This is a genomic window from bacterium (assembly GCA_040754625.1).
Classification (GTDB): Bacteria; JACRDZ01; JAQUKH01; order JAQUKH01; family JAQUKH01; genus JAQUKH01.
The window spans coordinates 1-26,242 of the sequence record JBFMCF010000084.1 but is presented as its reverse complement, the minus strand read 5'-3'; the positions used below and the strand labels follow the sequence as shown (position 1 = coordinate 26,242).

26 protein-coding genes are annotated in these 26,242 nt (G+C 37.3%); 3 read left to right on the top strand and 23 right to left on the bottom strand.

Annotation, left to right across the window (positions count from 1 at the left end):
* Positions 1 to 4: 4 nt before the first annotated feature.
* The 23 genes from AB1498_07590 to AB1498_07480 form a co-directional block, all read right to left on the bottom strand.
* A complete protein-coding gene (locus tag AB1498_07590) occupies positions 5 to 1,768 on the bottom strand; it encodes a hypothetical protein (GenBank protein ID MEW6088153.1) in 1,764 nt (587 codons plus the stop codon).
* The gene (locus tag AB1498_07585; GenBank protein ID MEW6088152.1) at positions 1,743 to 3,632 is read right to left on the bottom strand and encodes an adenylate/guanylate cyclase domain-containing protein; all 1,890 of its coding nucleotides are present in this window, start codon (positions 3,630 to 3,632) and stop codon (positions 1,743 to 1,745) included. The genes AB1498_07590 and AB1498_07585 overlap by 26 nt, the downstream gene beginning before the upstream one ends.
* A gap of 25 nt (positions 3,633 to 3,657) precedes the next feature.
* Positions 3,658 to 4,383: a pseudouridine synthase gene (locus AB1498_07580; GenBank protein MEW6088151.1), complete on the bottom strand. Its 726-nt coding sequence runs from the start codon at positions 4,381 to 4,383 to the stop codon at positions 3,658 to 3,660.
* Positions 4,384 to 4,396: 13 nt separating this feature from the next.
* Complete coding sequence (locus tag AB1498_07575) at positions 4,397 to 5,242, bottom strand: LysM peptidoglycan-binding domain-containing protein (GenBank protein ID MEW6088150.1); 846 nt, start codon at positions 5,240 to 5,242, stop codon at positions 4,397 to 4,399.
* Between the two features lie 50 nt (positions 5,243 to 5,292).
* A complete protein-coding gene (locus AB1498_07570) occupies positions 5,293 to 5,823 on the bottom strand; it encodes a DUF4416 family protein (GenBank protein MEW6088149.1) in 531 nt (176 codons plus the stop codon).
* Positions 5,804 to 6,541 carry a hypothetical protein gene (locus AB1498_07565; GenBank protein MEW6088148.1) on the bottom strand — a complete coding sequence of 246 codons (738 nt, stop codon included), beginning with the start codon at positions 6,539 to 6,541 and terminating at the stop codon, positions 5,804 to 5,806. Before AB1498_07565 ends, AB1498_07570 begins: the two co-directional genes overlap by 20 nt.
* A gap of 37 nt (positions 6,542 to 6,578) precedes the next feature.
* Positions 6,579 to 6,806 carry a hypothetical protein gene (locus AB1498_07560; GenBank protein ID MEW6088147.1) on the bottom strand — a complete coding sequence of 76 codons (228 nt, stop codon included), beginning with the start codon at positions 6,804 to 6,806 and terminating at the stop codon, positions 6,579 to 6,581.
* 54 nt (positions 6,807 to 6,860) lie between these two features.
* Complete coding sequence (gene amrB, locus AB1498_07555; GenBank protein MEW6088146.1) at positions 6,861 to 7,769, bottom strand: AmmeMemoRadiSam system protein B; 909 nt, start codon at positions 7,767 to 7,769, stop codon at positions 6,861 to 6,863.
* 17 nt (positions 7,770 to 7,786) lie between these two features.
* Entirely contained in the window at positions 7,787 to 8,458 is a 672-nt protein-coding gene (locus AB1498_07550) for a PHP domain-containing protein (protein MEW6088145.1), read from the bottom strand.
* Between the two features lie 18 nt (positions 8,459 to 8,476).
* A complete protein-coding gene (locus AB1498_07545; protein ID MEW6088144.1) occupies positions 8,477 to 9,814 on the bottom strand; it encodes a 4Fe-4S binding protein in 1,338 nt (445 codons plus the stop codon).
* Positions 9,815 to 9,839: 25 nt separating this feature from the next.
* Positions 9,840 to 10,280 carry an rRNA maturation RNase YbeY gene (gene ybeY, locus AB1498_07540; protein MEW6088143.1) on the bottom strand — a complete coding sequence of 147 codons (441 nt, stop codon included), beginning with the start codon at positions 10,278 to 10,280 and terminating at the stop codon, positions 9,840 to 9,842.
* Positions 10,210 to 11,703: an HDIG domain-containing metalloprotein gene (locus AB1498_07535; protein MEW6088142.1), complete on the bottom strand. Its 1,494-nt coding sequence runs from the start codon at positions 11,701 to 11,703 to the stop codon at positions 10,210 to 10,212. The genes ybeY and AB1498_07535 overlap by 71 nt, the downstream gene beginning before the upstream one ends.
* A complete protein-coding gene (locus AB1498_07530; GenBank protein MEW6088141.1) occupies positions 11,678 to 12,631 on the bottom strand; it encodes a PhoH family protein in 954 nt (317 codons plus the stop codon). Before AB1498_07530 ends, AB1498_07535 begins: the two co-directional genes overlap by 26 nt.
* A 90-nt stretch (positions 12,632 to 12,721) precedes the next feature.
* Positions 12,722 to 13,375, bottom strand: coding sequence for a LysM peptidoglycan-binding domain-containing protein (locus AB1498_07525; GenBank protein MEW6088140.1), 654 nt, complete (start codon positions 13,373 to 13,375; stop codon positions 12,722 to 12,724).
* Between the two features lie 3 nt (positions 13,376 to 13,378).
* Entirely contained in the window at positions 13,379 to 14,359 is a 981-nt protein-coding gene (locus AB1498_07520) for a hypothetical protein (GenBank protein ID MEW6088139.1), read from the bottom strand.
* Between the two features lie 49 nt (positions 14,360 to 14,408).
* Entirely contained in the window at positions 14,409 to 16,118 is a 1,710-nt protein-coding gene (gene aspS / locus AB1498_07515; GenBank protein MEW6088138.1) for an aspartate--tRNA ligase, read from the bottom strand.
* A gap of 31 nt (positions 16,119 to 16,149) precedes the next feature.
* Positions 16,150 to 17,424, bottom strand: a complete 1,275-nt coding sequence (gene hisS / locus AB1498_07510; protein ID MEW6088137.1) for a histidine--tRNA ligase — start codon at positions 17,422 to 17,424, stop codon at positions 16,150 to 16,152.
* 5 nt (positions 17,425 to 17,429) lie between these two features.
* On the bottom strand, positions 17,430 to 17,780 hold the full coding sequence (locus tag AB1498_07505; protein MEW6088136.1) for a VanZ family protein: 351 nt from the start codon (positions 17,778 to 17,780) through the stop codon (positions 17,430 to 17,432).
* Positions 17,781 to 17,857: 77 nt separating this feature from the next.
* Positions 17,858 to 18,754 (bottom strand): two-component regulator propeller domain-containing protein, encoded by an 897-nt coding sequence (locus AB1498_07500; GenBank protein MEW6088135.1) that lies wholly within the window; start codon positions 18,752 to 18,754, stop codon positions 17,858 to 17,860.
* A gap of 12 nt (positions 18,755 to 18,766) precedes the next feature.
* Positions 18,767 to 20,575, bottom strand: a complete 1,809-nt coding sequence (locus tag AB1498_07495; protein MEW6088134.1) for a HEAT repeat domain-containing protein — start codon at positions 20,573 to 20,575, stop codon at positions 18,767 to 18,769.
* A 5-nt stretch (positions 20,576 to 20,580) separates the two neighbouring features.
* The gene (locus AB1498_07490; GenBank protein ID MEW6088133.1) at positions 20,581 to 21,162 is read right to left on the bottom strand and encodes a hypothetical protein; all 582 of its coding nucleotides are present in this window, start codon (positions 21,160 to 21,162) and stop codon (positions 20,581 to 20,583) included.
* Positions 21,162 to 21,845 (bottom strand): zinc metallopeptidase, encoded by a 684-nt coding sequence (locus AB1498_07485; protein MEW6088132.1) that lies wholly within the window; start codon positions 21,843 to 21,845, stop codon positions 21,162 to 21,164. The genes AB1498_07490 and AB1498_07485 overlap by 1 nt, the downstream gene beginning before the upstream one ends.
* 183 nt (positions 21,846 to 22,028) lie before the next feature.
* Positions 22,029 to 22,733: a DUF3108 domain-containing protein gene (locus AB1498_07480; GenBank protein MEW6088131.1), complete on the bottom strand. Its 705-nt coding sequence runs from the start codon at positions 22,731 to 22,733 to the stop codon at positions 22,029 to 22,031.
* Between the two features lie 108 nt (positions 22,734 to 22,841).
* On the opposite strand from AB1498_07480, the gene AB1498_07475 reads away from it, so the two are divergent.
* The 3 genes from AB1498_07475 (at position 22,842) to AB1498_07465 (ending at position 26,160) form a co-directional block, all read left to right on the top strand.
* Complete coding sequence (locus AB1498_07475) at positions 22,842 to 23,912, top strand: peptidoglycan bridge formation glycyltransferase FemA/FemB family protein (protein ID MEW6088130.1); 1,071 nt, start codon at positions 22,842 to 22,844, stop codon at positions 23,910 to 23,912.
* Positions 23,896 to 24,984, top strand: coding sequence for a L,D-transpeptidase family protein (locus AB1498_07470; protein MEW6088129.1), 1,089 nt, complete (start codon positions 23,896 to 23,898; stop codon positions 24,982 to 24,984). Before AB1498_07475 ends, AB1498_07470 begins: the two co-directional genes overlap by 17 nt.
* 222 nt (positions 24,985 to 25,206) lie before the next feature.
* Positions 25,207 to 26,160, top strand: coding sequence for an AAA family ATPase (locus AB1498_07465; GenBank protein ID MEW6088128.1), 954 nt, complete (start codon positions 25,207 to 25,209; stop codon positions 26,158 to 26,160).
* The last annotated feature ends 82 nt before the right edge of the window (positions 26,161 to 26,242 follow it).

Genomic DNA, 26,242 nt, shown 5'->3' with positions numbered 1-26,242 from the left:
TCTTTTAAAATACGGCTGTGATTTCACCGCCGACTTTTTCCATAGAATAATCCAGATTGTTATTTTCATCATTATTATTCAATATACCGTATTTTAAACTAAATGAAACACTCTGGGACAAATAAAATTTTGATTCCAGGTCACGGCTGAATCTCTCAAGAATTTTACTCCCGTTCTGGCTTGTATAATCATATTCAAGGTATGGGACCAAAACCCACTTGTTTTTCCAGAGAACAATCCTCGACTGGATATTTGTCAAATAATATATTTGCTTCTGGTCCAGGTTTTTATATTTATATAAATTATAATTAAAGTAAGGTATCAAACTGAATTTATCTTTCTTTATATCCCAATTCCATGACAGATACGCCGAGTAACCTGTGTAATCATTGGTATTCTGCAAGTTATCTTTATATTTTATATATTGTAAATTATACGTTACCCATGTCTCTTCACTGTAATCTTTCCGGATGGTTATTCCATACGTATCATCTATTGTGTCTTTTTCATTGGCGCGGGTACCGTTTTTAGCTGTCTTTTTATACTTAAATTCCCTGCTTCCCGATTCAGGGTAATACCTGAGCTTGAATTCCTGTTCCTTTGTAACGATAGTTGTATCAACCGGCAATTTATTAACATTATTGTTATATTTTTCATAATTTCCGGACAAAGAATACTTTTTGGACAAAATCAACTCATTTTCAAAATTATATCCTTTTTTATCCGTTTCCAGGTAAGGGTTCCCCTCGCTGTGGTAATTCGGGTCAACCTTCTGGTAAATAATCCTGGATTGCAGCCATTTGCTTAAAAAATTTATTTTAGCGTTAACCGCCTGGTCAGTGAATGTAGTGTCCTTGTCTCCTTTCCTGTAATTACTTTCCCCATACTCGGAATCCACCTTTAACCTGTCATCAAAAAAATGAAAATGGCCGTCCAGCCCAATAACTTTGTTGTTTAACACGGGATATAAGCCGGACACGGGATCGGCGGACTGCGGATTAGTAATAGATGAAATATCATCTCTTCCCGCGAGATAATTTGCTCCCGCGCTAAAATTACGGCTGAATTTATTTTCAATCCTGCCGCCCATCATATGCTGGCGGAAATCTCCTTCCTTTACATCCAGAATATTATTCCCGTTTCCGTCTTCTCCCTGGTCAATTACCGAGTTTCCATTTTTATCTTCTTTAACAGGTTCAACCGCTTTCTGGGACTGGGCTATAAAAGCCTGGACTAAAAGCCTCTCATTATAATAGACCCTTTTAAATCCCAGGCCCCGGATAGTTAAACCTTCTAATGTAATACTTGAATAGCTCGGGTAAAAGTCGCCTATATTAATATTTGTGCCGCCTTTTGCCGCTTCCAGACGGAATGTTTCCGCAATAAGCCTGTCTCTCCATGGATTATAAAATAAATCGGCAAGGTTCGAAACATCCCACCCGGAACTTGTGCCCATTAACAAGTAGCTTAGTTTATGATTCAATCCCGCGTAGTCTTTCCCGACTTCTTTAAGATTATCATTCATTTTGATATTTGTTAAAGAATATGTCCAATTACCCACGAGATTATATTTTTCAAAATTATACCATTCCTGCTGTTTTTGAATATCACCGGTAACAAATGCGGTTTCCGTTTCAACCGGTCCCGGTGTATCTTTTAACGGCATCTGTGCCGTATCATTTTGCGCGTAAGCAAAATTTACTGATAAGATAATGCTAAATATACAAAGAATTATTAACGCCTTATTTTTTCCCCTGCAGAAGTTCATAAATCTTAGTTTCAGCCTTTCTTCCTTTGACAGTAACACAGCCTAAATCTTTTACAGCAAATTTATCCTTAACTTTTTCAAAAGTCGTTTCACTGATAATAATATTTGTTTTATAGTCTTTATTGAGCGATTCTATCCGTGAACCAAGATTTACATTATCACCGATAACCGTGTAATCCATTTTAGTTTCCGAACCCATATTGCCGAGAATCATATTCCCGGTATTAATTCCCACTCCAATCCTAAACCGGTGTTTCCCTTTTTCTTCCTGTTCCCTGGAAAATTTTTCTGCTTCTTCCGTCATTTCAAGGGCGCATAAACACGCCCTTTCCGCGTGATTTGCCTGGATTACAGGCGCTCCGAAAATCACCATTATCGCGTCGCCTATAAATTTATCCAGCACCCCGTCATATTTAAAAACAACCTTTGCCATCCTGGTGAAATACTCGTTCAAAACCGCCACAATCTCTTTTGGCGAAAGATTCTCTGAGAATGTAGTAAAACCGCGTATATCCGAAAATAACACCGTAAGTTCTTTTTCCTCCCCGTACAATTTAACCTTATCAGGGTTTTCCTGCAATTCTTTTAATACCGCGGGAGAAACATATCTTTGGAACGCGTCCTGGATAAATTTTTTCTGTTTTCTTTCAGTTAAATATTTATAACCTAAATTTCCGGTGAAACTCGTAAAAATAACCAGCGTCGGCCTGACCAAAGGCAGCCAGACACTATTATTCTTGAAAAGATACAACGCGGCTGTAAAATACAGGACCCATAAAATTGCCGTCGTTATTATTGATATCCAAAGGGACAAATAATTGGACAAAATAAAACAAGCTATACTTAACACCGCCGAAATAAATAGAACCTGCAGTATATTTAATTGTAACACAAAATTTTCATTTATTATAGTAAAAAAAGCATTCGCGTTTATTTCAATACCCGGGGATATTTCTTTAACCGGGGTTGACCTTAAATCATAGGCCCCCGCCGCGGTCGCGGCTATAAATACTGTTTTATCCTGGAAATATTCCCTCGGCACAATTTCTTCGTAAATTTTCCAAAAGGGGATATACCTGAAAACATAATAACCCGCGTAATTTACAAGCATCTGGTTATCTTTCCCGACAGGAATTTTAATAGTATCAAAATAAAAATATTTGCCTTTTTCAAGATAAATTTTTTCTTTTGGAATATTTAAGTAATCTATTGCCATCTTGACGGCAAATTGGGGATATGCCTTGTCTTCGTATTTTATAAAAAGCGGGATACGGCGGACTATCCCGTCCCGGTCCTGTTTTAAATTAATAAATCCGGCGCCTTTGGAATTTTGCGCAATCCCCCGGATTGGCGGGAAAATATATTTTTCCCAGTAAATAGCGGTGTCCAGTGCATTCCCGAAAGAATAACCGAAGTGGCGTATTATTTCATCATTAGTTCCCGGTTTCGAGGAAAAATAATAACTGGAATATACTTTTCCCGACTCTTTTATAGATTCAATAAGCAGGTTATCTTCTTCCGCATTTTTTGAATTCTCAGTAAAGCCCACATCAAAACCTATTTGTTTTGCCCCGCCTTCGCTTATATAATCTAAGACTCTCGCGTAATACCCCCGCGGCCATTCACTGATCCTGCCCAATTTTGAGGCTGATTCATCATCTATTTCAATAATAACGATATTTTCAAATTCCTCCCTGTATTTCGTATTATAGTAATCTGTGCGGTAATTAAAGCGGCTGTCCAGTGTTTTTCGTTCAAAATCCTCAAAGAAATGCAGGTATGTGGTAAAAAGCAAAACAAATATCACAGAACATACGCTTATCGCGAGGCCCGTATAAATATGTGTGCGTTTGTTTTTACTCATGATGCGCGTATAATTTTAAACACTATTACCCTTTTTTACAAGTTAATTTTTCTATTTCATTTTTGTCAAGATACCTGAAATTTCCTTCCTTTAAATTCCCAAGTGTAACAGGCCCGAATTTAATCCTTTTAAGCTCAGAAAGATTGTACCCTATTTTGTTTATCATCTTTCTTATCTGGCGTTTCCTGCCCTCGCGAATTGTCAGTTTTATTTCAGAAATATTCTTATTCCTTGTTATTATCTCTATTTTCGCCGGAGATGTTTTAATCCCTTCAATTACGATCCCCTGTTCGAGGCACGCGATATCACAATTTGCTATTTCCCCCCTTATTTCGACATAGTAAGTTTTTTCGACTTCAAATTTAGGATGGGTCAGCCTGTAGCATAATTCTCCGTCATTAGTAAAAAGCAGCAAACCGCTTGTATCTTTATCAAGCCTGCCTACCGGGAACAATTTTTCTTTTATCCCCTTCAATAAATCAAAAACCGTTTTTTCCGCATGAATGTCCCTGGCGGTAGTAATATAACCTTTAGGTTTATTTAATAACAAATATATCTTGTCTTTTTTTAAAGGGGTGACCAGCTTGTTTTTAAAAAATACTTTATCTTTCTCAGGGTCAATCTTAACGCCCGGGGCCAGTGCCTTTTCCCCGTTTACTGAAATCTGCCCCGACCGCATTAATTCTTCGGCGTGACGCCGGGAAGCGACACCGCACCCCGCGAGATATTTTTGTAATCTTATTTGCGCCATTTTATTCTTGAAATTATTTTACTATAATTTCAACTAAAATATAGCTTTTTTCTTTAAGAAGGTTTTTGAGATGGATAGAAGTCCTCTTGGAAGGCGATGTAACATAATTTATTAAATATTCCTGTTTATTTTCAGCAGTCACGTTCTGAGGTATTAATAAACGGTCTGCTTTTACTTTTAACTCATACCTCCCGAAACTTATTACAATCAAAGAATTTTTGACCAATTGATAATCCTGCATTTTCCAGAATAGTTTATCTACTTCTTCAGGCGACTTGTTTTCAGCCTCATTCAGGATATTTTGCAGCGGTTCGTTTTGAATTGTGCCCGCGGAAACTACAGATTCTATTTTCCCGGACTCCATGTTCTCCGGGAGCAATATTTTTTCCCCGATCCACAAGATATCCGGATTTTTTATCGAGGGATTCATTTCCAGGCATAATTTGACAATTTCCCGCAATTTTTTAGGATTCATTAAATTATATCTGTTCGACAGGATATTCCACAATGAATCGCCTTTCTGGATTATATAACTTTCTGACGGCGCTTTCGTTTTCTCCGGGCTTTCGATTATCGCATCAGTTTTAATATTGTCTGAAGCGGCGTATTTTATATTGACTTCTCGTGAAAGCTTTAATTTCCTGTCGCTGTAAATAAAATTATCGTCTTTTATCCATGGATTAGACTGTTTTACTTCTTCCACAAAATTAGAAAAATCCAGCGGGTCAATATTCAATTCATAAACAGCAATACCCCAGAGGGTATCTCCTTTTTTTACTATATATTCAAACTCATAATCACAATAGGAATAGCTGGTTATCCCAAATAATGTCAAAATGACTATAAAATATTTTTTCATAAAACACTCCCGATAGTAATTTATCGGCTGCTGTATAAAAGATTTTAGTGTTATTTTGTTAATATTATTTGTTTATGGTATACGCTTCTTGCTTTTTTGAAAAAAGAAAGGCCAAACTCCGATTTATAGTCCGGATATGTCCATGGTAGGCACCTGAATTCATTATCCTGGTAAAACAGGGTAACTTCTGCGTAGATACCGCTTTTTAAATAAATACGGTGTGAATAATCTTTTGTTGAAGCCAAAACTAATTTTGCGAGGGTCAAATACCCAGGGTCTATATTAACCCGGCGTTTATTATCCTTCAAATATTGAGATTCAACATGGTTGGTGAATATTTTAATATCAGCAAGCTCCGGGGGTTCAATTAATTTTTCAAACGAAATAAATCTTTTTTTTAAATCCTTCCCCATTTCTTTTTCATAATAATCCGTATAATTAAAATCAAATATTTCGCTTTTTGAATCGATGTCGCCGAATTTCCCGGCGAGTTTTTCCTCAATAACAGTGAAAAGATTTATTTGGTTCGTATAAATAGCGGTAATCAATTTAACCGGCGGGCTATTTATTTCTTTTCCCATAAAGTACTTTATTCCTAAATTTTGAATTTTGAATTTTGGATTTTCCGTCACATACCTTCACGCATATCCCGCATATAAACTGGCCTATGCCCGGTATTCTTGCGAATTCTTTTAATTTTTCAAGGCAATCTTCTCTTTTAAAATTTCTTGAATCTTTGTTAATAGCGTTTGTGGGGCATACGGAAATACATTTAACACATACGCCGCACCCATTTTTCAAAGGGCCGTCAGCCTGTAACGGGAAATCGGTAAGTATTGTCGCATATCTTGCCTTCGAGCCATAAACCGGGTTCACTAAAAGGTTATTTCTTCCCCACCAGCCAAGCCCCGCGTTATAGGCTATAACCCTGTGTGATACCTGCGCCAATTGCCTTTTCCAGTCAATAATCTGTGACGCGGGAATCGGAATGGCCTTGAATCCTTTATTCTGTATAAAATGAGAAATCTCATTCGTTAACTTATCCAGGACATTGTTAGTCTGCCTGTAATGATGAAAATAAAGAGGCGTGGGTTTATCTCTTATAGTTTCCAGGACACCCGCAAGCAGAGGCATCCCGATTGACACAGCATAATTTAAATTATCCAGTACGCTTCTGTCCTCAAAAATAAAATCTTCCTTGAGTTTCGATATGTCGGCAACACCAAACAAAACCGTCCCTGCATTTTTGGAATGTTTTTTCAACAAGCTGTAATTTTTTTTTAGACTATTTTCCTTCATATTTTATTATAATTGGTTCGAAAGTCAGCAATTTTAGTTATTCTTTGGTATCAAAAATAAAATAAACACTTTTCACTATGGCAATAATAATTGATATTACAAGCACGAAAATGCCGCTTAAAAAAAGAAAACTCCCGGAATAATAAAATATTTCCTTGTCCCTGAAAAAATAATATAAAATATACTGCGAATAGCCCAAAATAGCCAGGACACTTCCAACCCAAATCGAAGAAACAAAGATTCTTTTCCATGATTTTTCAGTCATCTGTGTAACCCTCTCTAACCCGTGTAATCCAATATTCTTATGGTTTTAGAAATATTATTTTTTTGTTATCGCGACAGCCGAATACCCGACTACCCTGTTTTTATCCCCGATTTCAACATCGCCGGAATTCGCCATATTCAGCACCTGCACGTTATTCGCGCCTGATTTTTTCGCTAAAAGCATTTCAACCAAAACCCCCGGCAAACCGCAAAGCTGGGTTTCCCTTTTTATTACAGGTTCTATTAAAACCAGCGGGTTTAATGTTTTAATGGCGTCAATCCCTGTCTTATCCATTTTTTGCGCGGTCTTGTAATCATAATAATGCGATAAATCCGTGCTCGCTATCACAAGCACGTCATTTTCATCCTTTATTGCCTCATAAATTTCCCCTGCCGCCTCCTCCAGAATTTGATACGAATCCGTCCCAAATAAAATCGGGACTATTTCAAACCCCGGTTTTAAAACTCTCTGTAAAAACGGTATCTGCACTTCGATTGAATGTTCGGGCAAGTGCGGATTTTCATCTGCTTTAAAAATAGTTTTATTCTTTAACAGCTTTCCCGGGATCGTATTGTTAATTTTTACGTCTCCAAGCGGCGTCCGGAAATAATTATCCCCGCCGTCAGGATAATAAACGGCCCCGTATGAAAACGGCATATGGTGGCTCGCCCCTAAAATTATAACCGCCTTGTATTTCTTATCCTGCAATATTTTATACGCGTAACCCGCGACAGGCCCTGAATAAACATAGCCGGCATGCGGGCTGATTAACCCCTGGAGTGTTCCTTCTATTTTTGGAGGATTGGCTTTAGATAAATACCCGTCTATCATCTTTATCAATTCATCTTTTCCCGCGGGATAGAACTGGCCCGCGACAGCCGGGTATCTTATCATTTTTCCGTCAATGCCGTTTAAAAAAAATAACAAATTTATGATTATCAGAAATAGAATTTTGTTTTTCATAATACACCTCTACTATATTATAAACTATTTATATAATTTTTAAACCCAAAAAATGAACATTTGTCCAGAGGCAGTTCCATAAAATATTTTCCCACATCTTCTATTTTGTGGCTGTCGGAAAAAGTTAAAGGGATAATATTATATTTGCTGAATTTTTCCGAAAATTCATCTTTTCCGGCAGGATCCCTGAGGTCAAACAAATTAATTCCGCACTTTACAAGATCAGGGACAAATAACATCCTGCCTTCATTTTTGTCCTGGTGCGCGGAAAAAACCAGTCCTTTATTTTCCCTTACCATATCAAGAATTTCCGGTATACCGTTTTCAATCAGAAAATAGCCGTTTCCTTCGGCTTCGGGTGGGATATTTAGTCTTGAGAAGATTTTATTTTTCAAATGAAACGGTTCAATTTGTTCATCAAATAACGCGATTAAAGATACTTTTTCAGGTGTTTTCGCCTTCAAGGAAAACTCCATGCCGGGAACTACTTTAATATTTTCCTTTCGCGCGGCGTCCTTTATCTCCTGGTAATTTTTAAATGTGTAATGGTCTGTGACCGCTATCAAATCAAGCACTTTATTTTTCGCCTGTTTTACAATCGCGTTATTTATTTCCGCATTGCTCAGCTTTTCATCTTTAAAGCATTTAGAGGCTTTCGTGTGAATATGAAGGTCTAATTTATATAACATAATAATTATTACTTAAAATTAATTCCCTATGGCCTTTTCTTTGCATTCTTCCCTGCACAGGTTACACTGAATACACTCCCCTTTATCAATAAAAACATCCTCTTCTACTTCGCATATTTCCACGGGGCATTTACCCGCGCATTTTTTACACAAACTACATTCTTTTTCTGCCTTTAAAGAAAAAATGGAAAAATTGGACAATATACTTAAAAATGCCCCGACAGGACACAGATACCTGCACCAGAACCTGAAAATAAAAAGTGAACTTACTAATAAGAATAAAATAAAAATAAATATAAAAACCGGCCCTTTTAATCTGAAAATCGCGTTAAAAGGCTCATAATTGGTAAAACCGATATTCCCCGTATAAAATACCGCCCCGGTTATAATCAGAAACAGGTAATTTTTTATCCGGCGGGCCTTTTTTTCGCTTTCATAATTTATTTTCGCGCAAAAAGGGCTTATTTTTCCCATAAATTCCTGTATCGCGCCGAACGGGCAAATCCACCCGCAATAAATCCTTCCCCAGAGTATTGTTGTAATAAATGCCAAAGAAAACAACAAATACCATGACAAACTCGCGGCAATATTGGGAATTTTGCCTGTGAAAATGTTAATCAGCCCTATAATCGAAATAAAATTAAGCTCCAAAAAACCAAAATACGATATCGCGCCGGCTAATATAACATACCTGCCGTATCTTACGCCGTATAAATAAAAAACAACAGCCAGGACAAAAAATAAAATAATTATATATAAATTATAATTTTTAAAAATATTTATCCATGTAAATGGTTCTTCCTGCTTTACCTCGAGTTTAAAAAATTTACTCGCCGCGAGTTTGACGGATTTTTCAACCGCGGAAGCAACTGCCTGGCTTGTCACCGTCGCCCTTGCTATACCATCCAGGTCCGTACCCAGCTTGAACCCGCTCCGGTGGTCCATCTTTTTAAATTGGTCTGTAAATACAGGTCCCTGGAGTTCCTGGATATACGATGGTGTTTCATTGTGGGACAATACTTTTATTCCCCTGACCTGCCCGTCTTTATCCATACCTATCAAAATCTTTATTTTCCCCGCATATCCCCTGACACCGGGGGCAAAATCCGTTGACAGGAAACATAACCCGTCAAGTTCTTTCTCCCCCTTTTCATTCAGCATATAAACTTCATAATGAGGCGGCGCACCTTTTTTTTCCGAAAAACCGACCGCCCCGGGATAAACTGAGGCAAGAGATTTTCTTTCAGATTCTATGTCTTCCTGTTTTGTTTCCTCCAGATAAATATTTACAAAAATCAGGGCAAGCAGGACCGCTATATTTATCCAGACAAAGATTTTAATTTTTGGCTTATTCATAAACGGAGAGGGGCGGAGGTTATCTTTAAATATTTTTTATCAACGCAAAAACTTCTTTTTCTTTTTTTCTCATAATTTCAAAATCTTTCTTTTTGATATGATCATAGTCAAAAAGATGCAATATCCCGTGAATCAAAAGAATTTTCAGTTCTTTTTCAAAACTGTGACCTATTTCTTTTGCCTGCCGAAGCGCGGTTTCAACAGAGATTACAACGTCACCGAGGAGGCGCGTCCCGGCCGCGCCACACGCTTCTTCCTTATCAAAATAAAAAGATAAAACATCGGTCGGCCTGTCTTTTTTCCTGTATTTTTTATTTAACTCTTTAATGGTTTTATCATCAACAAAAGTGATTCCAACTATGGCTTCTTCCGACCCCAGGCCTTTCAGGACAGTACTAATTACTTTTTTTAATTCTTTTATACGCAATCTGGCTGACTTTTGCCAGTTGTTTATCAATATTTTCATCAACGATATCCTCAGTTTTAGGATAATCAACCCTGCTGTGGTATATTCCGATTAAAACCCTTTCAAAAACCTGCATAATTTTTGTGATGTCCCGCATGCTTAACTCGCATTCATCCAATTGATTATCCTTCAATTTTTCATTTATCAGCCTGTTAATCATTGATTTAATATGGTTAGGGGTGGGGTTATTCAAAGTCCTTGAGGCGGCTTCAACAATGTCGGCGAGCATAACAATCCCTGCTTCTTTTGACTGGGGTTTCGGACCCGGGTAACGGTAATTTTGTTCCGACAAATTTTCAGACGGGTTTTCTTTTAAAGCCTCCTGGTAAAAAAATGAAACCAGACTTGTCCCGTGGTGCTCCCTGATAATATTTACCAATCCTTCGCTCAGCCTGTATTGATGCGCGAGGTCGACACCGTCTTTTACATGAGAAATGAGAATAAGGCTGCTCATATTCGGGGTCAATTTGTCGTGTATTTTAATAGTGTTATTTTCTGAAAAATATTTTGATTTATTGAGTTTTCCGATATCATGAAAATATGAGCTTGCCCTTGCCAGAAGTCCGTTTGCGCCAATCGACTCCGCCGCCGATTCAGCAAGGTTCCCGACAACTATGCTGTGATGATAGGTGCCGGGAGCTACCAGCGCGAGATTTTTTAACAAGGGATGATTCAAATCCGTCAGCTCAATCAGCCTGATATCTGTTGTCAGGTTAAATATATTTTCAAAAACAATCAATAAAATACTTGATAGTGAAATGGCCAGGAGCCCGCCAAGAAAACCCCACCCGACCTCCTGCCATGTCCTGAAAGATGAATAATGATTGCTGAGCAAATTTATAATTAAGATGACCACGCTGTTTCCTATACCGAGTAATAATCCTGCCAGGGGGATACTTATTCTTCTTTTTAAATGAAATACAGCGAAAATGCCAATCCAGTTAGTCAGCAAAAGAAAAAAGAAATAATTCCATGTATTGTTATTCATTATCCCGACAAGAATTCCCGCCAGGATACTTATAAAAAATGCGAGACTTGGATTTAACAGGGTGGATATTAAAATACCTATAATGGCCGCGGGTACCAGGTAAATCGATATGTCCATCCAGAAAAGCAGTTTAATCAAAACAAAATAAACCACAATAATCAACCCGGTTATAAGTAATCTTGATTCTGATTTAAAAACCTTTGGCTGGAATAAATACAGGTAAATACCGCTTAAAAAAGCAAAAAGCGATATAAGCATAATTCTTCCTATTATGGGCATAAGGTGAAATTTCTCGGGCAGTGTTACAACGCTCAAAAAAACAAGCAGGGACAAGATAATCTCTATCTGCCTTGATTCAATTTTTTTGCCTTTTATGTCCGAGTACAAAATGATTTTGCTTTTTTTTAATCTATCTTTTAATTTCTCTTTTAGCATAAGCCTCTATTATTTTCTGCACCAATTCATGGCGGACAACATCATTCCCGCTGAAATAGATAAATGCAATCCCTTCTATATTTTTGAGTATGTCTTGTATTTCAATCAAACCGGATTTACGGTTTGACGGCAAATCAACCTGGGTTATGTCCCCTGTAATAACTGTTTTTGAATTAAAACCAAGCCTTGTAAGGAACATTTTCATCTGTTCAGAAGTCGTATTCTGCGCTTCATCCAGTATAATAAATGAATTATTCAGGGTCCTTCCGCGCATATAAGCCAGGGGGGCGACCTCAATAATCCCCTTGTCCATAAACCTCTGTACTTTTTCAATCTCCATCATATCATAAATCGCGTCATAAAGCGGCCTTAAATAAGGGTCCACTTTTTCACTAAAGGAACCCGGCAAAAATCCCAAACGTTCTCCGGCCTCCACGGCAGGCCGGACTAAAATTATCCGGTCCACCTCCTTGTTTTTTAACGCTGAAACAGCCATTGCCATCGCAAGATAAGTCTTTCCTGTCCCTGCCGGACCTATTCCAAACACTATATCATATTTTCTTACAGCATCAACATATTTTTTTTGCCCGGCAGTTTTTGGTTTTATATGCCTGTCCCGCCTTGAGACCGATAAATCTTCATTTAAAATATCAGACGCCCTGAGTATTTCCTCTTCCTGCAGCGATTTAATAACACAATCTATTTCATCCCTGTTTATTGAATGCCCGCTATTAATCAATTTAATAAGCTCTTCAATAATACAAAATACCTTTTCTACAGTGTTCTTCTGCCCTTTTATTATTAATTCATTTCCACGGAAAAAAAGCTTGACATCATATTTTTCTTCAATAATATTAATATTCCTGTCATTGCTTCCAAACAGCGAAAACGCAATTTCATTATTTAATAAATAAACCTTTTTTTCCATTTTTTTACGTTAAAACAAAAAAACTCTTACTATCGGTTAAACAGGATAATAAGAGTTTTCTAAAAAAAATTGTTTCTTCCATCGCCATTATCAGCGTGGGATATCAAACACCTGATAAGGATAAATCAGCTTTGGGTCTGTTATTTGATCTTTATTAGCTTTATATAACCTTGGCCATTGATACGGGTCGCCATAGATTTTATCCAATCCCGCTATTTTCCATAAGCAGTCACCGGGGACCACTTCATATTCCGTGGGCCGCGGCCCCGCGCCTATTATCCCCCTTGGTATATCAAAAACCTGGTCAGGATAAATTAAATCAGGATTTTTTATTTTATCCCTGTTGGCCCAGTATATTTTTTTCCATTTATACGGGTCCCCGTATATCTTTTCAATTTTTGAAATATTCCAAAGGCAGTCACCCTTAATAACCTTATACTTCGTGGGTTTTTCTTTCAATTTTTTTATTTCTTCCTCAACTGTCTTAATTTCATCTGTCTTTGACACAATATCCCGGTCCATCCCATCAATTTCCTTTTTAAGCGCGTCTATTTCATCCTGGATTTTTGAATATTCATCCAGCAATTTTTTTGTTTCATCCTGGAGTTTTTTTATGGCCTCTTCAAGAACAGTCTTAGCTTCATCGGTCAAAGCCTGGGACTCAGCGTCAGCAAATATTTTTATATCAGCCGCCAAAACAAAAAACACAACAAAAATAAATGTAAAATAATTCTTTATTTTCATATTTTATTTCTCAATTAAAGCGTCCCGTTTTTTTAACAAATCGTCCAGTTCCCCATCCACTGTTTCTGATTTTGCTTTTAATTTTGCAAGTTTTTCTTTCAACATATCTCTTTCTTCCCTTGCCATTTTCACTTTTTTCTCCGCGTCATCCCTGTCTTTTTTCGCCTTGTAATATTTCTCTATTAAAATCAATATGCCGGAGTCACTCTCTTTAAGTTTTGCAAGCGCCTGTTTTAAACTGATTTTTTCTTCTTCCTTTTCAGTGATTTCCATTTTATATTTTAATAAATCAGTTTCGGCCGATATTATTTCCTTTACATCCTCGATAATACTGCTTATTTCGTTTTTCTTTAATGAATCGGTTAATTCGCTTTTAGCTTTTTCGAACCGTTTAGTTTTTGTTTCCAGGGCCGCTTTTTTAGCGCCTGTTTCTTCTTTCGCGTCAGCAGCGGATTTTATAGCCTTCTCGGCATATTCTTTTGACTCGGCGTATTTCCCTGATTTAAAACTTTGCTGGGCCTGGCCTAAAGATGCATTTGCATTACTTATCTTTTGCGAAGCGTATATCTCTGCTTCGGCTTTCTTTGCCTCCTCAACAGCTTTTTCAGCTTCTTCCAACACTTTGGACGCTTCCGAAATTTCTATGGCTAAATCGGCATATTTGACCGCCGAATTCCCGTATTTAATGGCATTCAAATAATTTTCTTTCGCTATTTTATATGATTTTTTATGGTTAAGGACCCCGGTATTATAATATTTTTCTGCCTCTTTCAAGGAAGACATTGCAGAATTCAAATTATCCGGGGAATACTTTTCCGCGCCTTTTTCCCTGGCAATTTTTATTTTTTCTTTAGCCGCGGATATTGCATTTTCCGCCTGGGACTTATATCCGTTTAACTCGGCCAGTTGTTTCATATTCGGGGCGCAGGCGGCACCGGCAAACAATAATATTAAGCTGATTATAAAAATATTTTTTCTTTTCATCTTAATTTGTATTTTAACATTAATTAATAAGTTGTCAACCAAAAAAATTTTATATCTTTTTATCGACTGCTATTCCCAGTTCCTTTAATTGTTTTTCAGAAACAATATCAGGAGCGCCGGTCAAAAGGCAGGTTGCTTTCTGGGTTTTTGGAAACGCAATAACCTCGCGGATATTTTCCGTTCCAACCAGAATCATAAGAAGCCTGTCCAGGCCAAAGGCAATACCTCCGTGCGGCGGAGCGCCGAAAGCAAGCGCTTCAAGCAGAAATCCAAACCGTTCCCTGGCCTCTTCCCTGCTGATTTTTAAGATTTCAAACATTTTTTCCTGCATTTCCCTCTGGTGGATTCGTATACTGCCACCGCCTATTTCATGGCCGTTTAAAACCAAATCATAGGCACGGGCGGAAATTTCCCCCGGGTCAGTTCCGAGGTCCGCCTTTTCCCCCGGGGAGGTAAAAGGATGATGCATCGCGACATACCGTTTTTCTTCCTCGCTGTATTCCAGAAGCGGGAAATTCACCACCCATAAAAATTCATCTTTTTTATTATCTATTAAATTCAGTTTTCCCGCCAAAAAGTTTCTAAGGTGCCCCAGAGATTGCCATACAATTTTAACTTTATCGGCAACAAAAATCAAAAGGTCTCCATTTTCGGCATCCATTTCCGACTTTATTTTTGTCAGAATTTCAAGGCTGAAAAATTTAGCTATCGGTGATTTAAATTCATTATTCTCAACTTTTATCCATGCCAATCCCTTTGCTCCAAAAATCTTTGCTTCTTCAGTAAGCCTGTCAATTTCCTGGCGGGAAAAACCGGCCCCGCCCGGGATTTTAATTCCACGGACTACGCCGCCGAAATCAATTGCCTTTTTAAATACCTCGAACTGGCTTAGTTTAACAATACCTGTTACCCCGGTAATTTCTAAACCAAAACGCAAATCAGGCTTATCTGAACCGTATTTTAAAATTGCATCTTTATAATCCAGACGTTTAAAAGGTGTAATTAATTCTTTCCTGCCCAATTCCCGCCAGATTGCCTTGAACATATTTTCAGTCAGATTTATTACATCTTCCTCGTCTATAAAAGACATCTCCAGGTCAACCTGTGTAAATTCCGGCTGGCGGTCAGCTCTCAAGTCTTCATCACGGAAACATTTCACAATCTGGTAATATCTTTCAAAACCTGAAACCATTAAAAGTTGTTTAAAAAGCTGCGGGGATTGCGGCAGCGCGTAAAATTTATCCTGGTTTAAACGGCTCGGGACAAGAAAATCCCGCGCGCCTTCCGGCGTGCTTTTGGTCAAAAACGGTGTTTCAATATCAATAAAATTTTCCCGGTTTAAAAAATTACGTATGGTCATTACAACCTTGTGCCTCAATAAAATATTTTTTTGCAATTCTATTCTTCGCAAATCGAGAAACCTGTAACGGAGCCTGACATCCTCGCCAACCATTTCCCCAGCACCCAGGGCAAAAGGCAGAGGCAGTGATTTATTCAAAATTATTAACTTATCTACTAAAACTTCTATGCGCCCGGTTGCAAGATGCGGATTTATCGTTCCTTCAGGCCTTGGCCGGACTTTACCTTCAACTGTCAAAACAAATTCGTCTCTAATAATATGGGCCTCGCTGTGAACAGATTCATTTATCTCCGGATTAAAAACAATCTGGGTCATTCCATATCTATCGCGTAAATCGACAAAAATCAACCCGCCATGGTCGCGGCGGGTATTTGTCCAACCCATTAGTGTGACACCCATACCGATATGACTTTCACGCAATTCTCCGCAATTATGAGTTCTTTTCAAGTTCTTTCTCCCCTGGTGATAGCTCTTCCAATTTTATTTCCTTCTGTTCCCCTGTATCCATCATTTTAATAATCGCTATTCCGCGGTCCAGTTCCCTGTCACCTATAATCACAACCTTTTTCGCCTTTAATTTATCCGCCTCTTTAAGATGGTTCTTTAAAAGCCTTTTTTCATCATATCCAATTTCACATTTTAAACCATTAAGGCGAAATTTTTGACAGAGAGGAAAAAGATAATCATAAGCCTTCGCGCCAAGAGGAACAAAATAAATATCCGGCGCAGGAAAAGCGGGCCAGGGAATTTTGCTTTCATCCACGGCCATGATTATACGGTCCAGGCCCGCGGCAAAACCAATCCCGGGGACATCGTCCCCGCCCAGTTCACTGATTAACTTATCGTACCTGCCGCCGGCCGCCAGGGCGTTTTGCGCGCCCAAACCCAGGAAAATAATTTCAAAAGTTGTCCGCGTGTAATAATCCAATCCACGCACCAATCTCGGATTTCTCTCGTAATCAACATTTAACAGATTCAAATATTTTTCCACCTCCCTGAGATGTTCCCCGCAATCAGGACATATAAAATCTGTAATTACAGGAGTACCGGATAAAAGTTCCTTACAGGATAAAACCTTGCAGTCAAAAACCCGTAAAATATTCAATTTAAACCTATCCTGGCAGTCAGGGCAAAAGTCATTAAGCCTTTTATGAAGCTCTTCCTTTAAAATATCTTTATACTTGCCCCTGCAATTTGAACACCCTACACTGTTCAGATGGACATGGATTTCCTTCAATCCCAAATCTTTCAAATAATTGTATGCCAAAGAGATGACTTCCGCGTCTAAACACGGGATCAAACTCCCGATCAGCTCAACGCCAATCTGTGTATGCTGACGATACCTTCCTGCCTGGGGCCGTTCATAACGAAACATAGGCCCGATATAAAACAATTTATTAACCGGGTTTCCAATTCCCAGATTATGCTCTATAAACGCCCTCATGACCCCGGCAGTCCCTTCGGGCCTCAGGCATAATTTCCTTCCCTTCTTGTCCTCAAAGACATACATCTCTTTACGGACAATGTCTGTCCCCTGGCCCACCCCCCTTATAAAAAGCGAGATGTCTTCAAAAACCGGGGTCCGTATTTCTTTATAATTGTAAATAGAAAAAAACTCCCGCGCTTTACTTTCCAAAAACTGCCATTTGCCTGCTTCCTCAGGCAATATATCCCTTGTGCCTCTTACCGCTTTAATTTTTTCCATAATTTTTATGACTTCTTTTTTAAACTGCCAAACATTAAAACCGTAAAAACTATACCCATTGAATCGGCAAAAAAATCCGTCCAGCTGCAAGTTCTACCGGGTACAAAATACTGGTGAATCTCATCAAGCCCGCCGTAAATAACGGAAAAAACAATAGAAAAAAGATCCCTGTTTTTTTTGATATTATCAATTGAATTATAAACCAAATATCCGGCCAACCCGAACTCAAAAAAATGAATTATTTTGTCAAAACCGGGGAAAGGAGGTAATTTAACAGGTTGTGACAGGGAAGAAATATAAAAAATTAAACTTAAATATAAAAGCGTAAGGACACGAAAATAAAATCTTTTATTCACCCCGCCCTTCCTCCCATAACAGCTTTAACATAAGGTATTTTCCCTATCCTTCCTTTTATTTTTAGAAAGGGCTGGGTTCATTTAGAAATCACTAAGCCAGAATCTGTCCCTAACAAGAACACATCTTTAGAATCCCTGAAAACAGTATTTATTGTTTGTTTTTTTAACCCTAAATCCAGTCCCTGCCATTTATTATTTTTTATTATTTGCAAGTCCCCTGAATGCATTCCGATTATCAGGGAACCATTTTTATCCAAATAAACTGATGTAACCTGGTTGTTTTTCAGCTCGCTGTTTTCCGTATTGTAAATTATCCAGATATGACGATTATACTTAACAAGTCCGAAATTCGTAGCTATCCATATATTATCATAATCATCAATTATAATATCATTAATTATATTATCCGGCAAATCACTGTTATCCTGGTTAAATTCTTCCAGGGCCCCATTTTTTATACAATAAATCCCGGATTTTGCCCCAACCCATGTGTCACCCGAGGATGAAAAATCAATACTTGCCACATCCCAGACAGGAAATGTTTTAAAAGATTTCCCGTTATACATTACAAGCATATCATTGTTCCTGCCAATCCATAAGTTATCTTTTCCATCAATAGCCAGGCATTCTATAGAAGAATCCTGCCTGCCCATTCCAACGGGTTCAATAATTTTTTCTTCATTTTCTTTTTCAGTATTATAATAAACGATTGTTTTCCCGATACCGAAATAGATGTTTTTTTTCGAATCTTCAGCCGCCCCTTTTATTTCTGCGCTCTTTTTAATATTTTTCGCATTGTCATATTCGGCACTTTTTATCCTGTAAAAACCGCCGGATGCGCCAACCCATATATTATTAACCGAGTCAGCATAAATAAAATTTATTTTATCATTTATTACTTTTTTTTGTTTAAATCCTAAAGAGGCAAACAGCAATATTCCAATAAATACCTGTAATATTTTTTTGTTTCTCATATTTTTTTATTCCTACCGGGGTTCACCGATTTTTTTCAGTGCCTTTTCTATTTCGAATTTTAACTTTTCATTTTGGACCAAAACCAATCTTTCTTTTAAAGCGGGAACTGCCGTCCTGTCCTTAATCTCCCCCAGCGAACGGACAATCCCGACAAAAGTATTTTCTTTCGGAGTATCAAGGCTTTTAACAAGCTCGGAAACCGAGGTTGTCCCTAAATCACGCAAGGCGTAAATCGCCCTGTATTGCAGCCCGGGTTCATCCGATTCAAGGACCTCAATCAATGAAGGAATTACTTGATTATTCTTGAATTTCACAAGGACAGCGGCGATATTCATCTTGCTCCATAAATCTTCCACTTTTATCTCGTCTATTAAATATGGAGCTGTCATTTTTCCCATCTTTTCAAAAATTTCCGCTGCCGCGGCCGTCTGCAATTCATCCTCATCTTCTTTTAAAACATTTATTAAATATGGAATCGCCTGCTTGCCCATTTGCAGCAATACTTTTTCGCATCTTTCAATTTTATTTTTATCCTTTAACCCTTCTATTAAAGTTTCAATTGAAAGAGGCGCTCTTTTCACTAAAATATTTTCAATAATATCTTTAAAAAAAACAGGCGCTTTATCCTGTAAAACCAAATAATCTAAAAGATTTTTATCAACATTTTTGTCATTTAACTTAACCAGTATTTCTTCCGCGCAATAAGTATATTTCGGAGAAGTCAATAATCCCAGCAAACCGTTAAAATCCCCGCCGCCTAATTTTACCGAGACATCTATATAACATTTCAATGTATTTTCATCGTCAGTTCCTCTTATTTTCGCATTAATTCTATCGGCAAAAAAATCTTTCGGTTCCATCTTTGACAAGATATGTTCTTTCACCCTTTCTGAAGAACCAGCTACGTTATCCAAAAGAAATTTACTATACGCGTCTATTTTATAATTACTGAGGATATCGATTGTTTCGATTTTTCTCTCATCATCCGTAAATTCACCCCAGATATTTATTAAATTATCAACAACAGCCCGCCCGGCGGTTTGGTTGGATAAAAAATTTATCAATTCTTTTCTAAGCCCGCCGTCCGCAGTTTTATATACCTGCACTGCAGGCCCGACAGCATCCTCTTTCCTCTCTTCAATCAGCTCTTTGGCCAGGCGTTTAACAGGGTCAATCTCACTTATAGACAATTTAAAAATCTCCGTTAAGGCATCAAAAGTATTTTCATTGAGGATTTCATTTAAAATATGTTTTGTGGCGACTGCAACATCTTCATCGCCCTCCGGCAGGTTTAAAAATAAAGGTTTAATTGTTTTAACACCCAGGGCCGGCATATATTTTAAAAGATATTCATTCTTTGGAAACTGGTTCATGAAGTTTATTAACGGCTTGATAATCTCTTCACTATCTATTTTTTTCAGAGCGATAATCGCTTCATTACTGACATCCTTTTTTTCTGAAGGATTTAACCTGTCTTTCAAAAAATTAATATTTTCATCTAATTTCATCTCTCCCAGCGCATAAATGATATTTCTTTTTACTTCATATGAACCGTTGTCATAAATATTTTTCAGATCGGAACTTGCTGTATTCCTGTCAATGCCAGCCAATATATAAATAGCCGCGATTTTAAGTTCATCGTCTTTATCTGTAAGATACTTTTTCACAAAATCATAATCTTTAGAATTTCTAATTTTAGAAAGGACGGAAACTGTATCATTATAAACCGCGGTATCCGTATAAACTGCGGTGTCTATTTCGGCCCCTGTTATTTTAAGGGAAAAGATTAACGATATTATTATTATTGTTATTGTTTTCATTTTATTTATTTTTTCGCGTCCGGTGCCGGTTTCTGGTCCCTCCCTTCATCCGGAAATTTAGGTTTTGTAAATTCTATTTTTTCTTTAATTTTCGGCATCTCGGCTTTAGATAACGCAATCCATTTACTTCTTTGGGTAAGGGAAAAATCATTTGGCACATGGACATAATCTATGTTGCTTGCCTTTATCTTTATGACCTGGTCGCCGGTTAAAGGTATATATGATTCCGCTATCATCTCTTTCGGGTCCTGCCTGGTAGGTTCGGCTTCGCGTATTCCATCCGGGTAAATGGGGTCTGCCAGGATCATTCCTGTTTTTACTTCGTTTGCCGGGAATTTTTTGACTGTATAAGAGGTAAGTATCTGTTCTACTGTCTGCTGGGCCCATAAAGCCTGCATATAATAATCAAAAGCCTTTGGGATATCACCTTTGTTTTCCCATTCCAGGCCTAAAGCAAAATATTCTTTCCCTTCGTTGTAAGCCTCTTTCGCCCTCGAAAGGACCTCAACTACTGCCATCGAAATACTAATAAGATAAACAATAAAAATTATCAATATTCCCTTAAAAATTTTTCTGGGTGTCAGCATTAGTCTCTCCTGTTGTTCCTTAAAATCAAAAGCCTGATTAAATGCATCGCGGCAACCGCGGTAGCGGCGACATAAGTCAACGCCGCGGCATTTAAAACCTTCCGGCCCGATTCTATCTCCTGTTTTTCGAGGAATCCGTTATCCTCCAAAGTGACCATTGCCCTTTTGCTGGCGTTAAATTCAACCGGGAGGGTAACCAGATGGAATAAAACCGCCAAAGAAAAAAGTATTATTCCTATATCCATAAATATCCCGTATTTAAAGAAAAATCCCATAAAAAACAAAGGAAATGCCATTGTGGAACCTATGTTTGCCGCGGGCACAATGGATGAACGGATATTCATCATAACATATTTATTCTGGTCCTGAAGCGCATGTCCCGCTTCATGGGCGGCAACTCCCAGTGCTGAAATAGAACGGCCGTGAAAAACGCCTGACGACAGCCTTAAAACCTTGTTTTTCGGGTCATAATGGTCCGTTAAAAAACCTGATTGTTCTTCAACTTTTACATGTAAGTTATTCCGCGCGAGGATCTGCGCGGCCACTTCCGCGCCTGAAAATCCTTTTCTTGAATTAACATTGGCATATTTATCATAGGTTGATTTAACTTTATACTGGGCGTAAAACGCAAAAATCAAAGCCGGTAATACAAAAATCATTGTCGGGTCAAAAAATGGAAACATTCTTAAATACTCCTTAAATTATTAATTTTGAAGATAAAAAAAATTTTTTATTTTCAAATTTGTTTATTATATCAAAACATTTTTAAAAAAACAATTATTTTTTTCAGGGTGCTGTTTTTTACCGTTTTCCAGCATATATCATAAAAAAAATATAAAATTCGTAATAAAACCGTTTAAACCGTTTTATTCGTTTATTTTATAATCTTTCAATACACATTTTACATAACCGTATTTTGTTTTGAACTTTACCAAAACGGGAAGTGACCTGTTTTTATCCGCAAACCACAGCAGGGTACTGCTTGAAAGCCTTAATTGATTCGGGTTTCCTGATTTCAGCTTAAATTCAACAACCTTTGTTTTAAACCTTCCCGGGGGCACACTAACAGTTTCTTCTCTTAAAACTTTCCCGTTGATTGTCCTTATGCCTTTGTCCGTCACATAATTCAAAAGGATATCTTCGCCTTTTTCTATTTTAAGAAATCCGCAATAAATTAAAACTGATAAAGGATCGTGACAGCCGGAAGGAATAGAATATTTCCCGCCAGGAGTAACAACCGTCTCCCTCCCGCCGTCAAAAATGTATTCGCCTTTGTTATGATGACTGCCTTCATTTATGTCCTTTTTATAATACCATGGATAATAAGTTTCGCTGTCTATAAAGGTTTCTTCCTTATCCCTGACCCTGAAAAACAGTTCGGCAATTCCTTTCGAGGCAGTCTCGCTTACTATATGATATGTCTTATGCCCGCCTATTTCCGCCCGCCCTTTTATGTAAATAATATTTTCGCCTACCTTTATCCCTTTCCATGTCACATCATAAACTAATTTCTCGCCTTTATAAAAAACGTCCTTTTCCGGATCTCCCGCCGCATAATTAGATGCTGTCATCAAATAAATTAACAAAAAGGCAATGTTTTAAGCATGAGAATATATTAGCATACCTGGACGCAAAAATCCTTTAAAACAATATTTTGTTATGTTATAATCCTTTAGCAAATGGAAATCACAGGAATAAACGGTTCAAACAAAGAAATCTTTAACAATTTTCTGATCAAAAATAACGGCTGTTTTTTACAATCTTTTGAGTGGGGGGAATTCAAGAAATCTTTCGGCTACTGGGACATTTCGCGGTTAACAGTCTCTGAAAATGGCGAAATAAACACAGCTTTTACCCTTTTCATAAGAAAAATACCTTACACCGGAAAGACCTTTTTTTACGTCCCGCGGGGTCCTGTATTTAAAGAACAGAACATAAATTTATATAAAGATTTTTTTGATTCAGTCAAAAAACTCAAGGAAAAATATAAGTCTATTTTTCTGAAAATCGAACCTGAAATTGAAGGTGAATTGCCGTTAGATAAAAAGGAATTCCTTGTTAACAAAAAACACATCCAGCCGCGGTGCACGATTGTCATAGATTTAAAAAAAGACACGGACACGCTTTTCGCGGGATTTGAAAACAAAACACGCTACAATATCAGGATCGCTCAAAAAAAAGCGGTGGAGATAACAAAAGCGGAAAATAAAAAAGACCTCGCGCAATTTTTCGCTATTCTTGATGAAACAAGCCGGAGAAAAAAATTCCTGATTCACAGCAAAAATTATTACGAAAAATTATGGGACGTTTTCCATCCAGCCAATATGGTCCATTTATTCCTCGCCTCTTATCAGAAAACGCCGGTTGCGGGATTGTTTATCATGTCTTTTGGCGGGAAAATCTGGTATCTTTACGGCGCATCGAGAAAACTTCACCGTGAAGTAATGCCTAACCAGTTACTGCACTGGGAAGTCATTAAATGGGCAAAATCGAATGGTTTTAAGGAATATGACCTCTGGGGGATTCCCTATGTCAAAGATGATAATTCCGCGCCCCCCGGAAACCACCCGCTTTACGGCGTATGGAGATTTAAAAAAGGATTTGGAGGCAGGATTGCAAGATATCCCGGGACATTTGACATCCCTTATTCTTCCTTGTATTATAATCTTTTTGAGAAAGGATTAAAAACTTACTTTAAATTAAGAAACATATCTATTAGAGGAGAAACAAAAGATGCGTTACAGGATTGATTCAATTACCAATTACCAATTAACAATTAACAAATTAAAAACAAAAAAATATTTTCTTATTTTCGCGATTTTTATTTCAATCGCGGCCGGGTGCGGCAAGGCTGACGAAAGGCTCCAGAAAAAATTTGTTCCTTACTGGGAGCTTTACCAAAAAGGCGCTTATGAAGAAGCTGTCGCAGGCTTTTTGAAGCTTGAAAAAAAATACCCGAAAACCCCTTTTACCGCAAAGGTCAAGGTGACAAGGGCCAACGCGTATAAAAAATTAAATAACAGCGCTGAAGCGGAAAAGATTTACCTTGAAGTCGCTAAAAATTTTCCTGAAAATAAATATATCGACGAGGCATGGTATGGCCTCGGGGAGATATACAAAGAACAAAAAAAATGGAATGAGGCCTCTGATTATTTCAATAGGGTCATAAATACTTTTCCCGATAAACCCTCGTCAAAAAACGCCGAGAAGTCTCTTGACGAAATAAACTTTTATCTTTTTTTTCACCCGGACCCGTCCCAGGGTAAAAAACACACAATCCGGCGCGGCGACAACCTGCAAAATATCGCGATAAAAAACAATATGACACCGGGTCTCCTCGCAAAAGTTAACGGTATCAAAGACATTAAATACCTGTCTGTTGACCAGGACATCATCATCCCGAAAATAAACCTTAAATTGAAAGTTGATTTAAGCGACAGGTCTCTGATACTTTTTAATAACGATAAAAGAGTAAAAAAATATCTTATCGCAATCGGCGCGGACGATTCCAGGACCCCGACAGGGAAATTTGTCATCAACCAGAAACTGGTCAACCCCACATGGTATTTCGAAGGAAAGGTTTACCAGCCGAATACGCCTGAAAACCGGCTCGGGACAAGATGGATGGGAATATCGGCAAAGGGTTACGGGATCCACGGGACAAACGATGAATCGATCATCGGGCAAAACATAACAAACGGCTGTATCAGAATGCATAACGCCGATGCCGAGGAACTATATGATATCGTAAGCGAAGAAATAAAAAATGAAGAATCCGGTATTGTATTATTTAAAGGGACGGAAGTGGAAATTACAGAATAAAAAAATCTCTGTAAAATAAGATAAAGTGGGGTCCGAATGGATTCAAAAGAAAAAACACTATCCTATGGCAACGGTGCTATTGAGAAAATAAAAACTGCAACAGGTAGACGATTTTTGAAAGAGTTAAAATAGCAGGTTGATTTACAGGAAAACAAACTTAAAAGTTATTGAAACTGCATAGATATTGACAAGATATGCTATTGCATATATAATTTCATTATTATGAGCCAAGAACGGTTTAAATTAGAATCAATCGAAATAAAAGAAGAACATAAGAATAAAGAAACAGAAGTTATAGTAAAACCATTTAATATTGATGATTTTAATTTACTAATTAGTGATAATGCACAAGGGAAAACAAGGTTTCTTAGAACACTATATTTTTTATCCAGTTTAGTTTCAAATAGGCCTCGAATAATTATTACATTATTTTCTGGAAAGTTTACTTTTATACATGAAACAGAAAAAAACAAGAGAATTGTTTATTTGATTGATATTATACCTGAAAATGGGAAAAATAAATATGAAGAGGAAATTATATGTGATAATAAAAAAATATTTTCGACAAAAGAGAAAATATTGATAAACGAAAAAACTAATTGTAAAGTGGAATCTTTTTTTATTCCCCCAAATATTCCTGCGATTTCTTCAATAAATGAACCTGATTATATTACTATAAATCTCATAAATGAATTTTTTTCAAAAATAGTTTATATTTCTTCTTCTAAATCTCGAGAAATAATAGTATCTTCCCCAAATGCTATTATCCCCAATAGTGAAGGAACAAATATTGCAGATGTGCTATTTAATTGGTCAAAAGAATTTTCTGATATATATAATGAAACGTTAAACGAATTTTATAAATGTTTCAATTTAATAGAAAATGTTGACTTTGTTGAAAATGTTATTAGTGGGATTAAAACAAAAACCCTAGCCTTTAAAGAAAAATCTATTTCTAAACTAATTGATCAGGTGAATTGGTCGGATGGAATTTATAGAATATTGCATCTTTTGATGTCTGTAAAAGTACCTTTCAAAAAAAATCAAATACTTATTCCTCCTTCATTAATATTAATAGATGAAATTGAAAATGGATTGGATTTTAAGAGGCTTGAATTTATTGTAAATTATCTGAGGGGTCGGGGAGTTATTTTCAGCTCCCATAACCCTTTATAAGTAAAATACCGATGTTGATTACCAAAAGGAGGTAATCAACATGAAAAAACAAGTTAGCAAGCTCTCCCGTGAATGGATCAAA

Bases quoted from the DNA above. Each gene is read 5' to 3' on its own strand.
- AB1498_07590 (MEW6088153.1), bottom strand. From the start codon at position 1,768: ATGAACTTCTGCAGGGGAAAAAATAAGGCGTTAATAATTCTTTGTATA.
- AB1498_07585 (MEW6088152.1), bottom strand. From the start codon at position 3,632: ATGAGTAAAAACAAACGCACACATATTTATACGGGCCTCGCGATAAGC.
- AB1498_07580 (MEW6088151.1), bottom strand. From the start codon at position 4,383: ATGGCGCAAATAAGATTACAAAAATATCTCGCGGGGTGCGGTGTCGCT.
- AB1498_07575 (MEW6088150.1), bottom strand. From the start codon at position 5,242: ATGAAAAAATATTTTATAGTCATTTTGACATTATTTGGGATAACCAGC.
- AB1498_07570 (MEW6088149.1), bottom strand. From the start codon at position 5,823: ATGGGAAAAGAAATAAATAGCCCGCCGGTTAAATTGATTACCGCTATT.
- AB1498_07565 (MEW6088148.1), bottom strand. From the start codon at position 6,541: ATGAAGGAAAATAGTCTAAAAAAAAATTACAGCTTGTTGAAAAAACAT.
- AB1498_07560 (MEW6088147.1), bottom strand. From the start codon at position 6,806: ATGACTGAAAAATCATGGAAAAGAATCTTTGTTTCTTCGATTTGGGTT.
- amrB (MEW6088146.1), bottom strand. From the start codon at position 7,769: ATGAAAAACAAAATTCTATTTCTGATAATCATAAATTTGTTATTTTTT.
- AB1498_07550 (MEW6088145.1), bottom strand. From the start codon at position 8,458: ATGTTATATAAATTAGACCTTCATATTCACACGAAAGCCTCTAAATGC.
- AB1498_07545 (MEW6088144.1), bottom strand. From the start codon at position 9,814: ATGAATAAGCCAAAAATTAAAATCTTTGTCTGGATAAATATAGCGGTC.
- ybeY (MEW6088143.1), bottom strand. From the start codon at position 10,280: ATGAAAATATTGATAAACAACTGGCAAAAGTCAGCCAGATTGCGTATA.
- AB1498_07535 (MEW6088142.1), bottom strand. From the start codon at position 11,703: ATGCTAAAAGAGAAATTAAAAGATAGATTAAAAAAAAGCAAAATCATT.
- AB1498_07530 (MEW6088141.1), bottom strand. From the start codon at position 12,631: ATGGAAAAAAAGGTTTATTTATTAAATAATGAAATTGCGTTTTCGCTG.
- AB1498_07525 (MEW6088140.1), bottom strand. From the start codon at position 13,375: ATGAAAATAAAGAATTATTTTACATTTATTTTTGTTGTGTTTTTTGTT.
- AB1498_07520 (MEW6088139.1), bottom strand. From the start codon at position 14,359: ATGAAAAGAAAAAATATTTTTATAATCAGCTTAATATTATTGTTTGCC.
- aspS (MEW6088138.1), bottom strand. From the start codon at position 16,118: ATGGGTGTCACACTAATGGGTTGGACAAATACCCGCCGCGACCATGGC.
- hisS (MEW6088137.1), bottom strand. From the start codon at position 17,424: ATGGAAAAAATTAAAGCGGTAAGAGGCACAAGGGATATATTGCCTGAG.
- AB1498_07500 (MEW6088135.1), bottom strand. From the start codon at position 18,754: ATGAGAAACAAAAAAATATTACAGGTATTTATTGGAATATTGCTGTTT.
- AB1498_07495 (MEW6088134.1), bottom strand. From the start codon at position 20,575: ATGAAAACAATAACAATAATAATAATATCGTTAATCTTTTCCCTTAAA.
- AB1498_07490 (MEW6088133.1), bottom strand. From the start codon at position 21,162: ATGCTGACACCCAGAAAAATTTTTAAGGGAATATTGATAATTTTTATT.
- AB1498_07485 (MEW6088132.1), bottom strand. From the start codon at position 21,845: ATGTTTCCATTTTTTGACCCGACAATGATTTTTGTATTACCGGCTTTG.
- AB1498_07480 (MEW6088131.1), bottom strand. From the start codon at position 22,733: ATGACAGCATCTAATTATGCGGCGGGAGATCCGGAAAAGGACGTTTTT.
- AB1498_07475 (MEW6088130.1), top strand. From the start codon at position 22,842: ATGGAAATCACAGGAATAAACGGTTCAAACAAAGAAATCTTTAACAAT.
- AB1498_07470 (MEW6088129.1), top strand. From the start codon at position 23,896: ATGCGTTACAGGATTGATTCAATTACCAATTACCAATTAACAATTAAC.
- AB1498_07465 (MEW6088128.1), top strand. From the start codon at position 25,207: ATGAGCCAAGAACGGTTTAAATTAGAATCAATCGAAATAAAAGAAGAA.